This window comes from Pseudomonas sp. 10(2024) (assembly GCF_045164175.1).
Classification (GTDB): Bacteria; Pseudomonadota; Gammaproteobacteria; order Pseudomonadales; family Pseudomonadaceae; genus Aquipseudomonas; species Aquipseudomonas alloputida.
In genome coordinates, this window is sequence record NZ_CP174006.1 from 4,830,483 (window position 1) to 4,844,479 (window position 13,997).

General features: G+C 60.6%; 15 protein-coding genes. 6 read left to right on the forward strand and 9 right to left on the reverse strand.

Going from position 1 to position 13,997, the window contains the following annotated elements; all coding sequences use genetic code 11:
* Nucleotides 1-57: 57 nt before the first annotated feature.
* The 4 genes from ACI7M0_RS21880 (at nt 58) to ACI7M0_RS21895 (ending at nt 3,501) form a co-directional block, all read left to right on the forward strand.
* Nucleotides 58-1,875, forward strand: a complete 1,818-nt coding sequence (locus tag ACI7M0_RS21880) for a penicillin-binding protein activator (RefSeq protein ID WP_104962517.1) — start codon at nt 58-60, stop codon at nt 1,873-1,875.
* On the forward strand, nt 1,875-2,246 hold the full coding sequence (locus tag ACI7M0_RS21885) for a YraN family protein (RefSeq protein WP_020190054.1): 372 nt from the start codon (nt 1,875-1,877) through the stop codon (nt 2,244-2,246). The genes ACI7M0_RS21880 and ACI7M0_RS21885 overlap by 1 nt, the downstream gene beginning before the upstream one ends.
* 86 nt (nt 2,247-2,332) lie before the next feature.
* A complete protein-coding gene (locus ACI7M0_RS21890; protein ID WP_012053657.1) occupies nt 2,333-2,926 on the forward strand; it encodes a phosphoheptose isomerase in 594 nt (197 codons plus the stop codon).
* Entirely contained in the window at nt 2,923-3,501 is a 579-nt protein-coding gene (locus ACI7M0_RS21895) for a BON domain-containing protein (RefSeq protein ID WP_019439045.1), read from the forward strand. Before ACI7M0_RS21890 ends, ACI7M0_RS21895 begins: the two co-directional genes overlap by 4 nt.
* Before the next feature lie 96 nt (nt 3,502-3,597).
* Here ACI7M0_RS21895 and ltrA read toward each other — a convergent pair whose 3' ends face one another.
* From ltrA to rplM, 8 genes are all read right to left on the reverse strand, one after another.
* Complete coding sequence (ltrA, locus tag ACI7M0_RS21900) at nt 3,598-5,019, reverse strand: group II intron reverse transcriptase/maturase (RefSeq protein WP_405314498.1); 1,422 nt, start codon at nt 5,017-5,019, stop codon at nt 3,598-3,600.
* A 464-nt stretch (nt 5,020-5,483) separates the two neighbouring features.
* Nucleotides 5,484-5,915: a ClpXP protease specificity-enhancing factor gene (locus tag ACI7M0_RS21905; protein WP_003251830.1), complete on the reverse strand. Its 432-nt coding sequence runs from the start codon at nt 5,913-5,915 to the stop codon at nt 5,484-5,486.
* 10 nt (nt 5,916-5,925) lie between these two features.
* Nucleotides 5,926-6,549, reverse strand: a complete 624-nt coding sequence (locus ACI7M0_RS21910; protein ID WP_014592290.1) for a glutathione S-transferase N-terminal domain-containing protein — start codon at nt 6,547-6,549, stop codon at nt 5,926-5,928.
* A gap of 116 nt (nt 6,550-6,665) precedes the next feature.
* Nucleotides 6,666-7,445, reverse strand: a complete 780-nt coding sequence (locus ACI7M0_RS21915) for a cytochrome c1 (RefSeq protein ID WP_010952439.1) — start codon at nt 7,443-7,445, stop codon at nt 6,666-6,668.
* On the reverse strand, nt 7,445-8,656 hold the full coding sequence (locus tag ACI7M0_RS21920; protein ID WP_010952438.1) for a cytochrome bc complex cytochrome b subunit: 1,212 nt from the start codon (nt 8,654-8,656) through the stop codon (nt 7,445-7,447). Before ACI7M0_RS21920 ends, ACI7M0_RS21915 begins: the two co-directional genes overlap by 1 nt.
* Entirely contained in the window at nt 8,656-9,249 is a 594-nt protein-coding gene (gene petA / locus ACI7M0_RS21925) for a ubiquinol-cytochrome c reductase iron-sulfur subunit (protein ID WP_003251823.1), read from the reverse strand. Before petA ends, ACI7M0_RS21920 begins: the two co-directional genes overlap by 1 nt.
* A 262-nt stretch (nt 9,250-9,511) precedes the next feature.
* Entirely contained in the window at nt 9,512-9,904 is a 393-nt protein-coding gene (rpsI, locus tag ACI7M0_RS21930) for a 30S ribosomal protein S9 (RefSeq protein WP_003251821.1), read from the reverse strand.
* Nucleotides 9,905-9,918: 14 nt separating this feature from the next.
* On the reverse strand, nt 9,919-10,347 hold the full coding sequence (gene rplM / locus ACI7M0_RS21935) for a 50S ribosomal protein L13 (protein WP_003251819.1): 429 nt from the start codon (nt 10,345-10,347) through the stop codon (nt 9,919-9,921).
* Nucleotides 10,348-10,605: 258 nt separating this feature from the next.
* Between rplM and ACI7M0_RS21940 the strand changes: the two genes are divergently transcribed.
* Both ACI7M0_RS21940 and ACI7M0_RS21945 read left to right on the forward strand, forming a co-directional pair.
* The gene (locus ACI7M0_RS21940) at nt 10,606-11,646 is read left to right on the forward strand and encodes an NADP(H)-dependent aldo-keto reductase (RefSeq protein ID WP_129933973.1); all 1,041 of its coding nucleotides are present in this window, start codon (nt 10,606-10,608) and stop codon (nt 11,644-11,646) included.
* A gap of 190 nt (nt 11,647-11,836) precedes the next feature.
* Complete coding sequence (locus tag ACI7M0_RS21945) at nt 11,837-12,757, forward strand: GlxA family transcriptional regulator (RefSeq protein WP_172402841.1); 921 nt, start codon at nt 11,837-11,839, stop codon at nt 12,755-12,757.
* Nucleotides 12,758-12,863: 106 nt separating this feature from the next.
* Here ACI7M0_RS21945 and zapE read toward each other — a convergent pair whose 3' ends face one another.
* The gene (gene zapE / locus ACI7M0_RS21950; protein ID WP_064490729.1) at nt 12,864-13,958 is read right to left on the reverse strand and encodes a cell division protein ZapE; all 1,095 of its coding nucleotides are present in this window, start codon (nt 13,956-13,958) and stop codon (nt 12,864-12,866) included.
* Nucleotides 13,959-13,997: the final 39 nt, after the last annotated feature.

Sequence of the window (13,997 nt, forward strand, 5' to 3'; positions counted from 1 at the left end):
CCGGCCAGTGCTTGGGTACAATTGCCGGCCAACTTGATCGAGTAACAGGACCTTTACATGATCGCTTGCCTGCGGCTGCTCACAGCCCTCTGCCTCGCCGCCCTGCTGGCAGCCTGCGCCAGCTCGCCCTCATCCAGCCTGGGCGAACTACCACGCACCCCGGACGCCAGCATCGAGCAACTGCTCGAAAAGGCCGCTTCCAGCAAGTCTGCGGAAGACGCCGCGCTGCTGCGCCTGAGCGCGGCCGACCTGGCCTACAAGCAGAAGGACTTCCCACGCGCCGCACGCATTCTCGAGCAGGTCCCGCTGGACACGCTCAAGCCGGCCCAGCAAGTGTTCGCCAGCACCCTCGCGGCCGAGCTGGCCATGAGCCGCAACCAGCCCAAGGCAGCGCTGACCGCCCTGGCCCACCCCAGCCTGCAGCGCCTCGCCGAACTGCCGGCAGACCTGCAAGCGCGCACCTACAGTGTGCACGCCGCCGCGCTCGAAGCCGATGGCCAGGCCCTGGCTGCCGCACAGCAGCGCATCCTGCTGGCCCCGCTGCTTGGCGGCCAGGCCGCCAGCACCAACAATGACGCCATCTGGGCCTTGGTCGCCTCGCTGCCTGCAGAGCAACTGCAGCAGCCAACCAACGATCAGACCCTGGCTGGCTGGACCAGCCTGGCCTTCGCCGTGAAAAGCGCCGGCACCCTGGAGCAGCAGCAAGCGGCCATCGAAGCCTGGGTCAAACAGCACCCGGACCACCCTGCCGCCCAGCAACTGCCGCTGGCCCTGACCAAGCTCAAGGAGCTGGCCAGCCAGCCGCTGACCAAGATCGCCCTGCTGCTGCCTCAGGAAGGTCCGCTGGCCGGTGTAGCCCGCGCCCTGCGCGATGGCTTCATGGCCGCCCACTTCCAGGCCCAGCAAAGCGGCCAGCCAGCGCCTGCCGTGCAGGTGTTCGACAGCTCACGCATCGGCTCGCTGGACGACTTCTATCGCCAGGCGCAAGCCGCCGGCGTGCAACTGGTCATCGGCCCGCTTGAAAAGCCATTGGTCAAACAACTGGCCGCCAAACCACAGCTGCCGATCACCACACTGGCCCTGAACTACGCCGACGCCGGCCAGAAGGCGCCGCCACAACTGTTCCAGTTCGGCCTGGCTGCCGAGGACGAAGCCCGCGAAGTGGCCCGCCGCGCCCGCGCCGATGGCATGGTCCGCGCCGTTGCCCTGGTGCCGAGCGGCGAATGGGGTGACCGTGTCCTGGCCGCCTTCCGCCAGGACTGGGAAGGCAATGGCGGAACCCTGCTCGCCGCCGAGCGCATCGCCCAGCCGGTCGCCCTGGCCCAGCAAATTGCCGACCTGTTCCAGCTGCGCCAGAGCGAAGGCCGCGCCAAGAGCCTGCAAAGCACGGTGGGCGGCAGCATCGCTGCACAACCGTCGCGCCGCCAGGACATCGACTTCATCTTCCTCGCCTCGACCCCACAACAGGCGCAACAGATCAAGCCGACCCTGAACTTCCAATACGCAGGTGATGTGCCGGTCTATGCCACCTCGAACCTGTACAGCGCCAGCGGTGACGTCAACCAGTACAATGACATGAACGGCATCCGCTTCTGCGAAACACCGTGGCTGCTCGACACCAGCAACAGCCTGCGTCAACAGGTTGTACAGCAGTGGCCGCAAGCCGCCGGCAGCCTCGGCCGCCTGTATGCCATGGGCGTCGATGCCTACAGCCTGGCGCCGCGCCTGGGCCAACTGAAAGCGCTACCGGACAACCGCGTCCTTGGCCTTTCGGGCAGCCTGAGCATCAATGCCAACCAGCGCGTCGAACGCCAGCTGCCTTGGGCCGAGTTTAGCGGCGGCCAGGTCAAGCGCCTGCCTGACACCGTGCGTTGATGGCCGCAGCATCGCCTACCCGTGCCGGGCAAGCGGCAGAAACCCAAGCCCTTGAGTACCTTCAGGGGCAAGGGCTGCAGTTGCTGGCACGCAACTGGCGATGCAAAGGCGGTGAGCTTGATCTGGTCATGCTCGACGCCGATACAGTAGTATTCGTCGAAGTCCGCTACCGGTTGCACGCGGGCTTCGGAGGCGCTCTCGACAGTATCGACGGGCGCAAGCAGAAACGGTTGGTGCTTGCCGCCACCCTGTTCCTGCAGAAGGAGGCCCACTGGGGCAACTACCCCTGCCGCTTCGACGTGGTCGCCCTGCAGGGTAGCCACCATGCAGGCAGACCGCTTCAATGGCTGAAAAACGCCTTCGAATGCTGAACCCACTTCGTTTTTTTTGCTCTATGTATCGCGGGCTGGTCGTTGTTGCGCGTAGCAAAGGCCACCGCCCCATTTAAGGTCACCAGATGGACATGCAATCCCGAATTCGCCGGCTGTTCGAGGCCAGCATCGAAACCAAGCAACAGGCAATGGACATCCTGGCACCGCACATCGAGCAGGCCAGCCTGGTCATGGTCAATGCGCTGCTCAACGAGGGCAAGATGCTCGCCTGCGGCAACGGCGGCTCGGCCGGCGATGCCCAGCACTTTTCATCGGAGCTGCTCAACCGCTTCGAGCGCGAGCGCCCCAGCCTGCCAGCTATCGCGCTGACCACCGACAGCTCGACCCTGACCTCGATCGCCAACGACTACAGCTACAACGAAGTCTTTTCCAAGCAGATCCGCGCCCTGGGCCAGCCCGGTGACGTTCTGCTGGCGATCTCCACCAGCGGCAATTCGGCCAACGTGATCCAGGCCATCCAGGCCGCACATGACCGTGAAATGATTGTCGTAGCATTGACGGGTCGCGACGGCGGCGGCATGGCTTCGCTGTTGCTGCCCGAGGACGTGGAAATCCGCGTGCCTTCGACAGTTACCGCGCGTATCCAGGAAGTCCACCTGCTGGCGATCCACTGCCTGTGCGATCTGATCGACAGCCAACTGTTCGGGAGTGAAGAATGACCCCTATGCGCCTCGGCCTGATGGCCCTGACCCTGTGCCTGAGCGTCACTGGTTGCAGCTCGGTACTCACCTCTACCCGCAATTCGCCGATCGAGGACGATCGCGGCACGCGCACCATCGGCAGCAAGATCGACGACTCGCTGATCGAGACCAAGGCCGCCGTGAACATTTCCAAAGCCAACCCAGACCTGGACAAGGGCTCGCACATCGTTGTCAGCAGCTACAACGGCATCGTCCTGCTGGCCGGGCAGACCCCGCGCGCCGACCTCAAGAGCCTCGCGGAGCAAACCGCCAGCCAGGTCCAGCGGGTCAAGAAAGTACACAACGAGCTGCAAGTGATGCAGCCCTCCTCCATTCTGGCGCGCAACAACGACGCCTGGCTGACCACCAAGATCAAGACCCAGATGCTGACCGACAGCGCCGTGCCCAGCTCGCGCATCAAGGTGATTACCGAAAACGGCATCGTCTACCTGCTGGGCCTGGTCACCCGTCAAGAAGCCAACTCGGCCACTGCCGTGGTGCAGGGTGTTTCGGGCGTGCAGAAGATCGTCAAGCTGTTCGAGTACATCGATTGACTCAGTGATTGCCTGGACAGGCCAAATCGAGTAGGAGGCGGATTCACACCCGCCGTCCTCTCACACCACCGTGCGTACGGTTCCGTACACGGCGGTTCAGGTTACGCGGCTAAGCCGGTTAATCGTATCCAGTATCGAGACCAGCCCGAGCCGGTCCCACAGTTTCTTTGGCAGCGCGTAGTTCATATGTTGCGCTCCCGAATTCCACCATGGACCTCGGCCATTGAAGGCTGACTTGTTGGCACGCTCCTCGCTCAACCCCAGGCGCATCAAGTTTCTCAGCCTCGTGGGAGGCTGCTTCCATTGACGCCAGATGACGCAGCGGAGTTTGTGCCTGACCCAACCATCCAGTTCCTCAAGCGGCCGCTTGCTCTGGCTGAGCTTGAAGTAGCTAGCCCAGCCTCTCAGGACGGGGTTGATCCGCTCGATGACAGTCGCCATTTTGCGAGCCCGTACGCTGCGCAGCAGCATTCTGAGCCGGTCGCGTAAGCGGTCTAGGCTCATCGTTGCCACGCGCAGCCTTGGCTGCTGGTGCCAGCTCATCCCATAGCCTAGGTAGTCGCACTTCCACGCCCTTGCCACTTGGCTTTTCTTTCTGTTCACCGTCAGCTTCAGACGTTCTCTCAGGAAGCGCTCGACGCTGACCAACACCCGTTCGCCGGCCCGGGGACTGCGTACATAGATGTTCGCATCATCGGCATAACGTACGAAGCGATGGCCCCGCCGCTCCAGCTCGCGGTCGAGTTCGTCGAGCAGGATGTTCGACAGCAACGGCGAGAGCGGGCCGCCTTGCGGCGTCCCTTCCTGCCGTGGGCTGACGACACCGCCCGACATGATCCCGGCTTCAAGGTAGCGGCGGATAAGCCTGAGTACGCACTTGTCTTTGATCCGACGTTCGATGCAAGCCATGAGGATGTCGTGATTGACCCGATCGAAAAACTTCTCCAGATCGAGTTCCACGCACCAGCGGTGTCCCGCTGTCACATGAGCACGGGCCATCTCGATGGCTTGATGCGTACTTCTGCCCGGACGAAAACCATAGCTGTAGTCCGAGAACAGTGGGTCGAAGATAGGTGTGAGCTGCTGCTGCAGTGCTTGCTGGATCAGGCGATCCACGACGCTGGGGATTCCCAGTTGCCGTGTGCCGCCCTGCGGCTTGGGAATTTCAACCGCTCGCACTGCTTGGGGCTGGTATTCACCGGCCAGTAACCTGGCCTTGAGGGTTGGCCAATACTGTTTCATGTAGCCCGCCAAGTCAGCGACCGTCATGCCATCGGCACCCGGCGCTCCCTTGTTGCTGACCACGCGTTGATACGCACGTCTGAGGTTGGCCGGTGCAAGCACCCGCTCCATCAGCGTGTCCGGCTCCGCGTTCGTCCACGTTACTGACGCCGTCGATACCTTTGCACTGTCATGCATCATCCTCAGCTTCTGGCCGGGACTCGGGATGACAGTTTCCGCTGTGGGAAATTTCTGCATTACGGCTACCAACGAGACAGTGACGCCTACTGGCGGCATAACCTGTTCGGCCCTTGGTGGCGCGGTTGACCGCCACTTACTACGGCTTCGGCTGACTTCTGCACGCTCATCCCGTCGCCTTTCGACGCGCGGTAGCACAATGGCAAACGTACAGATCTCCCAGGGTAATTCGCGCGACCTTCCTGCTTATGCCTGTCGGATCTACGTCACAGCGTTCCGTGCAAGTATTGGGCTTTGGCGATTTGTGCCACCTCACCCCGCTGTGCCGCCTCTATCCGCTTCCTGTTCGTCAGGCCAGCATTTTGCCTCGGGCTTCCTTCAGATTCGCAGTCGCCCACGACACCCTTGCCTCTGGCTAACACTTCCCCTTGCCGGGTGTGTAGAGGACTTTCACCTCCAAGTCACCCGCTTGGCCACCACAGCCAAGCGGATTGCGCTTACGCGCAACGCGCCATGCCTGGCGCACACAAAAAAAGGCGATCCATCCGGATCGCCTTTTTTTGTTACTTGACCACTTTCAGGCTTGGCCGGCCAGTCGGACGCGGCGGCTGCCCTCCATCGTCTGGCGGGCCATCGTCATCCGGCTGCACATCATCGTCTTCCAGCTCGTCGCCATCCATCGAAGACGGCTCCAGCTCGAAGACCATACCCTGGCCATTTTCGCGGGCGTAGATACCCAGGATTGCACCAACCGGCACGAACAGCGAGTGAGCCACGCCACTGAAGCGGCCCTCGAAGCTGACTGCATCATTGTCCATGTGCAGGCTACGCACGGCACTTGGCGAGATATTCAAGACGATCTGGCCATCACTGGCGAAACCATCCGGCACCTGAACTTTCGGGAATTCGGCATTGACCAGCATATGGGGCGTGCAATCGTTGTCGACGATCCACTCGTACAGTGCTCGAACCAGATAGGGGCGACTGGAGTTCATCAACGGCTCCTTAAAGCTTGCGCATTTCACGTTCTACGGAGGACAGGCTCGCCTGGAAAGGCTCGCGGGCGAACTGGCGCTCCATGTAATCCAGCAGCGGCTTGGCTTGCCGCGGCAATTCGATACCCAACACCGGCAAACGCCAGAGTATGGGCAATAGACAGCAATCGACCAGGCTTTGCTCATCACTCATGAAGCAGGCGAACTCGCTGAACAACGGCGAGACCCCGGTCAGGCTTTCGCGCAAGGCCTTGCGCGCTTCGGTTCGGGCAGCTTCACTGCTACGCGGGTCAAGCACGGTATCGGCCAAGGCACACCAGTCGCGCTGGATGCGGTGCATCAGCAGACGGCTGTTGCCACGCGCTACCGGGTATACCGGCATCAGCGGCGGGTGCGGGTAACGCTCCTCGAGGTATTCCATCACCACGGTCGATTCATACAACGCCAGGTCACGATCGACCAAGGTCGGCACACTGCCATAAGGGTTGACCTCGGCCAGCTTCGGCGGCAGGCGGGCGGGATCGACATCGATCAACTGCACGCTGACGCCCTTCTCGGCCAGAACCAGGCGCACCCGATGAGAATAGTGATCAGCGGGATCGGAATAGCAGGCTAACCTGTTGGTTGCGCCCATGTAGCGGCTCCTCGCACGGATGCTTGTGCAACTTTAAATGAAAACGCGCCCGGGGTGGCCTGGCAATACTGCTAGGCCACCCCGGGCGCGTTCAACAACCAGAAACTACTGCGTGATCAGTGCACGTCCTTCCAGTATTCACGCTTGAGCAAGTAGGCGAATACGAAGAAGAAAGCCAGATACAGCAACACATAGGTGCCGATGCGCTGGCTTTCCAGTTTGACTGGGTTGGCCGAATAGGCCAGGAAGGTCACAAGGTTCTTGACCTTCTCGTCGAACTGCTCGGCCGTCAGGGTACCGGAATTCGGCGTAATGGTCAGCTGATCGCAAGCTTCATGGGTCAACGGGCTGCCGGTCAACGGGTCGAATTGCTTCTTGCCATCGACCACCGTCTGCACCTGCTTGCAACCCACTACCTGGTTACCTTGCAGACCCACCAGCACGTTAGGCATGCCGACGTTCGGGAATACCTTGTTGTTCACCCCATAAGGGCGGGATGGGTCCTCATAGAAACTGCGCAGGTAGGTGTAAAGCCAATCGGTACCGCGCACGCGGGCGACCAGGGTCAGGTCGGGCGGCGCAGCACCGAACCAGGTCTTGGCGTCGCTGGGCTTCATGCCGATCTGCATGTGGTCACCGATCTTGGCACCTGTGAACACCAGCTTCTCGAGCATCAGTTCATGCGGGATACCCAGGTCATCAGCCACCCGCTCGTAGCGCTGGAACTTGGCACTGTGGCAACCCATGCAATAGTTGGCGAAGGTACGCGCGCCGTCCTGCATGGCGGCCTTGTCAGTCAGGTCGATATCGACCTTGTCCAGCTCCAGGCCATGTTCGGCAGCGAAGGAAAAGGCGGGCATCACTGCCAGCAAAAATACTGCAATCAACTTTTTCATCAGCCAGTCACCCTTTCCGGAACCGGTTTGGTCTTCTCGAGCCTTGTGTAGAACGGCATCAGCAGGAAGTAGGCGAAGTACAGCACCGTGCATACCTGCGACAGCAAAGTACGCCCAGGTGTCGGTGCCAGTACGCCCAGCACGCCGAGGATGACGAAGGACACGCAGAACACCAGCAGGAAGACCTTGCTGATCCAGCCCTTGTAACGCATGGAACGCACCGGACTGCGGTCGAGCCAAGGCAGTACGAACAGCACGGCGATGGCCGCTCCCATGGCAATGACGCCCATCAGTTTGTCAGGCACCGCACGCAGGATTGCGTAGAACGGTGTGAAGTACCACACCGGCGCGATGTGCTCTGGAGTCTTGAAGGCGTTGGCCTGCTCGAAGTTAGGTTTCTCCAGGAAATAACCGCCCATTTCAGGGAAGAAGAACACCACGGCGCAGAACACGAACAGGAACACCACCACGCCGACAATGTCTTTGACGGTGTAGTACGGGTGGAACGGAATACCATCCAGCGGAATACCGTTTTCGTCCTTTTTCTTCTTGATGTCGACGCCATCAGGGTTGTTCGAACCCACTTCGTGCAAGGCGAGGATGTGCAATACCACCAGGCCGAGAATCACGATTGGCAGGGCAACCACATGCAGGGCGAAGAAGCGGTTCAGGGTGATGCCCGAGATCAGGTAGTCACCGCGGATCCACTGGGTGAGGTCATCACCGATCACCGGGATGGCACCGAACAGCGAGATGATCACCTGGGCGCCCCAGTACGACATCTGCCCCCATGGCAGCAGGTAGCCCATGAACGCTTCAGCCATCAGCGCCAGATAGATCAGCATGCCGAACAGCCAGACCAGCTCGCGTGGCTTCTGGTAGGAGCCATAGAGCAGGCCGCGGAACATGTGCAGGTAGACCACGATGAAGAACGCTGACGCCCCCGTGGAGTGCAGGTAGCGCAGGATCCAGCCGTATTCCACGTCACGCATGATGTACTCGACCGAGGCGAACGCCTCTTCCGCCGAGGGCGTGAAGCTCATGGTCAGCCACACACCGGTCACGATCTGGTTGACCAGCACCAGCAATGCCAGGGAGCCGAAGAAGTACAGGAAGTTGAAGTTCTTGGGTGCGTAATACTTGCTGAGGTGGTCTTCCCACATCTTGGTGGCGGGGAAGCGAGCATCAATCCAGTCCATGAACTTGCTCATCATGCGTTCTCCTGGTCGACGCCAATGACGATGATCTCGTCCGACTCATAAGAGTGCGGTGGCACGGGCAGGTTGAGAGGCGCCGGCTGGGACTTGTAGACACGACCAGCCAGGTCATAGTGAGAGCCGTGGCACGGGCAGAAGTAACCACCCACCCATTTCGGCCCAAGGTCGGCGGGCGCCACTTCTGGCCGGAAGGTGGGCGAGCAGCCCAGGTGCGTGCACAGGCCGACGAGAATGAGAATTTCCGGCTTGATCGAGCGAACCTCAGGGTCGACGTACGCTGGCTGTACCGAGGCCTTGGACTCGGGATCGGACAGGTCACCCGTGATTTTTTTCAGATTGCCAAGGATTTCCTCCGTTCGCCGCACGATGAATACGGGCTGGCCACGCCACTCGGCCACCATCTGCTGCCCTGCCTCGACCTTGGCGATGTTGACCTTCACCGGTGCACCCGCGGCTTTCGCCTTGGCACTGGGAAACCATGACCCCACGAACGGTACCGCAGCCCCCACTGCCCCCGCCGCCCCGACCACGGATGTCGCGGCTACGAGGAAGCGGCGCCGGCCTGCGTTGACGCCGTCATTGCTCATTCAGTCCTCTCCCATCAGCTTGCTTGGCCAGTTGGACCTGGCCTGTACTTAGGTTGTGTCAATGGCACTAAAAATTGGCCGCCATGGTAAGAAACAAATCCACACACTGACAAGGTGATTACCCCGGCAAGGGCGACAACCCACGCTTTGCTTGATCTACGTCTATGCGACAAGCGGCCACTGACTGCTGACAGGTTAGTTCAAGGCTAAAAAAAAAGCCCGGTTCCAAGGAACCGGGCTTTTTTCGACTGCCGAAGCGGTATTAACGCTTGGAGTACTGAGGACGCTTACGCGCTTTACGCAGACCCACTTTCTTACGCTCAACTTCACGAGCGTCGCGGGTGACGTAGCCAGCACGACGCAGAGCGCCACGCAGGGTTTCGTCGTATTCCATCAGAGCGCGGGTGATACCGTGACGGATCGCACCGGCCTGACCGCTGACACCACCACCGGAAACGGTGACGTAGATGTCGAATTTCTCAACGGATTCAGTCAGCTCGAGCGGCTGGCGAACAACCATGCGAGCGGTTTCGCGACCGAAGAACACGTCCAGAGAACGGTTGTTGATGGAAATGTTACCAGTACCCGGACGCAGGAATACGCGAGCGGTTGCGGTCTTGCGACGGCCAGTGCCGTAATTTTGAGTCGCCGACATAATGAACTATCCCGTTAGATCTTCAGTTCTTGAGGCTGCTGAGCAGTGTGAGGGTGAGCAGCACCCGCGTACACTTTCAGCTTGCGGTACATGTCGCGACCCAGCGGGTTCTTAGGCAGCATGCCTTTGACCGCAGTTTCGATAACACGCTCAGGGGCCTTGGCGATCAACTTCTCGAAGTTGATTTCCTTGATACCGCCTGGGAAACCGGAGTGGGAGTAGTACATTTTGTCGGAAGACTTGGCACCAGTCACACGAACCTGCTCGGCGTTGATAACGACGATGTAGTCGCCGGTGTCAACGTGAGGGGTGTATTCTGGTTTGTGTTTGCCACGCAGACGGGTAGCGATTTCGGTAGCCAGACGACCCAGGGTCTGGCCAGCGGCGTCGACTACGAACCACTCGCGCTTTACTGTTTCCGGTTTAGCAGTAAAAGTTTTCATTCTCTAAAGCCTCAGAGGCCGCCCAGCGAAAAATAGACGGCGAATCTTACTGGATAGTGCACAGCTTGCCAAGGGCAAGCGCGCAGCCGAACACAGACGCTTTTGGGGGCTCGGGTCGGGCACGCCAATGTTCGACGGGGTTCTTCCTGCGTGATGGTGCATCACTTCCGCCACGCGGAGAGGGGCTGAATTATCCAGATTGCGCGAAAAATTTCAACCTGCTTTGATTGGCTTCTATCGCCAAGGAGTGAATAACCGATGGAATACCGCCAGCTCGGCCGTACCGACCTCAACGTCAGCGCCCTGTGCCTGGGCACCATGACCTGGGGCGAGCAGAACATCCAGGCCGAGGCCCACGAACAGATTGCCCGGGCCAAGGCTGCCGGGGTCAACTTCATCGACACCGCCGAGATGTACCCGGTCCCTCCCCGCCCGGAGACCTACGCGGCCACCGAGCGCATCATCGGCAACTGGTTCCGTGACCATGGCGACCGCGACGCGTGGATCCTGGCCAGCAAGGTGGCAGGCCCGGGCAACGGCATCAGCCATATCCGTGACGGGCAGCTCAAGCACAACCGTCAGCACATCGTCGCGGCGCTGGACGAAAGCCTCAAGCGCCTGCAGACCGACCGCATCGACCTGTACCAGTTGCACTGGCCAGAGCGCAGCACCAACTTCTTCGGCAAGCTGGGCTACCAGCACCTGCCACAGGATCACTTCACCCCACTGGAAGAAACCCTCCAGGTGCTCGACGAGCAGGTACGTGCGGGCAAGATCCGCCACATCGGCCTGTCCAACGAAACGCCGTGGGGCACCATGAAATTCCTGCAGCTGGCCGAGAGCCGGGGCTGGCCACGGGCGGTATCGATCCAGAACCCGTACAACCTGCTCAACCGCAGCTTCGAGGTGGGCCTGGCAGAAGTGGCCATACGCGAGCAATGTGGCCTGCTGGCCTATTCGCCGCTGGCCTTCGGCATGCTCTCGGGCAAGTACGAGAACGGCGCACGGCCAGACAATGCACGCCTGACCCTGTTCAGCCGCTTTGCCCGTTACTCCAACCCACAGACCGTGGCGGCCTGTAGCCGCTACGTGCAGTTGGCCCGCGAGCACGGCCTGGACCCGGCGCAAATGGCCCTGGCGTTCGTCACCCGACAGCCGTTCGTGACCAGCAACATCATTGGCGCCACCAGCCTGCAGCAACTGGACAGCAACCTGGCCAGCCTTGAACTGAACCTGAGCGCCGATCTGCTGACAGCGATCGAAGCCATTCATCAGGAGCAGCCCAACCCGGCGCCTTGAGCCAAACACTGCGCCCCGCTTCGCGCCGCTGTTACATGGGGTAGACACAATCGCCAAAAAATAAGACGATCCAGCCGGTGATTGACCACTCTACCCTATAAGAACAATGACAATGATGTTTACCCAACCCTCAGCGTCGCTGCGGCGCGTCAGCATCCTGGCCATTGACAAGGTGTTCGCTTCGACCTTGATGCAGGCCAAGGACTTCTTCCACCTCGCCAGCCTGCGCTACAGCAAGCAGCTGGGCCTGGGCTTGCAGCCCATGTTCGAAATCCGCCTGGTGAGCCCCGACAGCCAGCCCGTGGACAGCTTCAGCAATGTGCAGTTACCGGTTGACGGCGGCCTGGACGACGCTGATGTGATCATCCTCCCTGCCTACTGGGATGATTTCGACAACCTGCTGCAACGTTACCCACAGGTGCTGCCGTGGCTGCGTGAACAGCACGCGCGTGGCGCGGTGCTGTGCGCCGAGGCCAGTGGTGTGTTCTGGCTGGCCGAATCCGGCCTGCTCGATGGCAAGGAGGCGACCACCTACTGGCGCTTCTTCAACAGCTTTGCCGAACGCTTCCCGCAGATCCGCCTGAACCAGGACAAGCACCTGACCGATGCCGACAATATCTATTGCGCCGGCGGTGCAACTTCAGCCTGCGACCTGTACATCTACCTGATCGAACGCTTCTGCGGTGCCAACGTGGCCCGTGCGGTGTCCCGCGATATCCTTTACGAAGTGCAACGCAACTACACCCCGGGGCGCATGGGCTTTGGCGGGCAGAAGCTGCACCAGGACCTGATCATCCTGCAGATCCAGCACTGGCTGGAGGAGCACTTCGCCGACAAGTTCCGCTTCGAGGATGTGGCCCGCAACCACGGCATGAGCATCCGCAACTTCATGCGTCGCTTCCAGGGCGCAACGGGTGACAAGCCGCTGCATTACCTGCAACGGTTACGCATCGAGACAGCCAAGGGGTTGTTGTCGAGTACGCGCAAGAGCATCAAGACCATCAGTTACGAGGTGGGCTATGACGATGCCAGTTTCTTTGCGCGGCTGTTCCGCCAGCATACCGAGTTGTCGCCGAACCAGTATCGGCAGCAGTTCATGCAGGAAGCCTGAAAGGCTTCCGGTGCGGCAGGTTTCGAGCTTCAAGCGACAAGGAAAAACCAGAGCGGATCGCGCATTGCCCTGAATTTTCCTTGCCGCCTGAAGCTTGCCGCTGGCGTCAGGGCTTGTGTGCGCGCGCCAGGAATTCGTGCGACTGCATCTCCAGCAACCGGCTCAGGGTACGCTGGAACTCGAAGCTCAGACGCCCACCGGTATACAGGTCCTTCAACTCCACCTCGGCCGAGATGATCAGCTTGACGTTGCGATCGTAGAACTCGTCCACCATGTTGATGAAGCGGCGGGCGATGTCGTCGGTGGTGACGCCCATCTGCTCCACGTTGCTCAGCAATACGGCGTGGAAGATCTTGCCCAACTCAATGTAGTCGTTCTGGCTGCGCGGCCCGTCGCACAGGTCGCGGAAGTCGAACCAGGCGACGTCGTCGCAAGTACGCAAGGCATTGATCGGGCGGTTCTCGATCATCAGCACGTCGTTCTCGATCGCCTGGGTGCACTCAGGGGTGAGCGCCTTGAAGCTGGCGCGCATGCTCTGGTGCGCCGCGTCATCGAGCGGGAAGTGGAACAGTTCGGCCTGCTCCAGGTGACGCAGGCGGTAGTCGACCCCGCTATCGACGTTCACCACGTCGGTGTACTGCTTGATCATGGCGATGGCCGGCAGGAAGCGCGCACGCTGCAGGCCGTCCTTGTACAGGCCGTCCGGCACGATGTTGGAGGTGGCCACCAGCGACACGCCATTCTTGAACAGCTCTTCCATCAAGGTGCCGAGGATCATGGCGTCGGTAATGTCCGACACGAAGAATTCGTCGAAGCAGATCACCTTGGCTTCTTCGCTGAAGCGCCTGGCAATGATGGTCAGCGGGTTCTTCTCGCCCTTGAGGGTTTTCATCTCCTCGTGCACACGCTTCATGAAGCGGTGGAAGTGCGTACGCATCTTCTGCTTGAACGGCAGCGCTTCGTAGAAGGTATCAACCAGGTAGGTCTTGCCTCGCCCCACCCCACCCCAGAAGTACAGGCCCTTGACCGGAGTCTGCTCCTTCTTGCCGAACAGCTTGCCGAACACGCCCGGCTTGTTGTTCTGCGCGTGCACCAGGTCGTCGTACAGGCGCTGGAGGTGACGCACCGCAGTTTCCTGCGCCGCGTCATGGAAGAAGTCGGGACGTTTCAGATCTGCTTGATAGCGTTCTAAGGGAGTCATGATTCGTTAGCGAGGCAACAAAAAACGGGCCGTCACTGT

Excerpts from the sequence above, each read along its gene's own strand:
- ACI7M0_RS21880 (WP_104962517.1), top strand. The coding sequence starts at position 58 with ATGATCGCTTGCCTGCGGCTGCTCACAGCCCTCTGCCTCGCCGCCCTG.
- ACI7M0_RS21885 (WP_020190054.1), top strand. The coding sequence starts at position 1,875 with ATGGCCGCAGCATCGCCTACCCGTGCCGGGCAAGCGGCAGAAACCCAA.
- ACI7M0_RS21890 (WP_012053657.1), top strand. The coding sequence starts at position 2,333 with ATGGACATGCAATCCCGAATTCGCCGGCTGTTCGAGGCCAGCATCGAA.
- ACI7M0_RS21895 (WP_019439045.1), top strand. The coding sequence starts at position 2,923 with ATGACCCCTATGCGCCTCGGCCTGATGGCCCTGACCCTGTGCCTGAGC.
- ltrA (WP_405314498.1), bottom strand. The coding sequence starts at position 5,019 with ATGCCGCCAGTAGGCGTCACTGTCTCGTTGGTAGCCGTAATGCAGAAA.
- ACI7M0_RS21905 (WP_003251830.1), bottom strand. The coding sequence starts at position 5,915 with ATGAACTCCAGTCGCCCCTATCTGGTTCGAGCACTGTACGAGTGGATC.
- ACI7M0_RS21910 (WP_014592290.1), bottom strand. The coding sequence starts at position 6,549 with ATGGGCGCAACCAACAGGTTAGCCTGCTATTCCGATCCCGCTGATCAC.
- ACI7M0_RS21915 (WP_010952439.1), bottom strand. The coding sequence starts at position 7,445 with ATGAAAAAGTTGATTGCAGTATTTTTGCTGGCAGTGATGCCCGCCTTT.
- ACI7M0_RS21920 (WP_010952438.1), bottom strand. The coding sequence starts at position 8,656 with ATGAGCAAGTTCATGGACTGGATTGATGCTCGCTTCCCCGCCACCAAG.
- petA (WP_003251823.1), bottom strand. The coding sequence starts at position 9,249 with ATGAGCAATGACGGCGTCAACGCAGGCCGGCGCCGCTTCCTCGTAGCC.
- rpsI (WP_003251821.1), bottom strand. The coding sequence starts at position 9,904 with ATGTCGGCGACTCAAAATTACGGCACTGGCCGTCGCAAGACCGCAACC.
- rplM (WP_003251819.1), bottom strand. The coding sequence starts at position 10,347 with ATGAAAACTTTTACTGCTAAACCGGAAACAGTAAAGCGCGAGTGGTTC.
- ACI7M0_RS21940 (WP_129933973.1), top strand. The coding sequence starts at position 10,606 with ATGGAATACCGCCAGCTCGGCCGTACCGACCTCAACGTCAGCGCCCTG.
- ACI7M0_RS21945 (WP_172402841.1), top strand. The coding sequence starts at position 11,837 with ATGCAGGCCAAGGACTTCTTCCACCTCGCCAGCCTGCGCTACAGCAAG.
- zapE (WP_064490729.1), bottom strand. The coding sequence starts at position 13,958 with ATGACTCCCTTAGAACGCTATCAAGCAGATCTGAAACGTCCCGACTTC.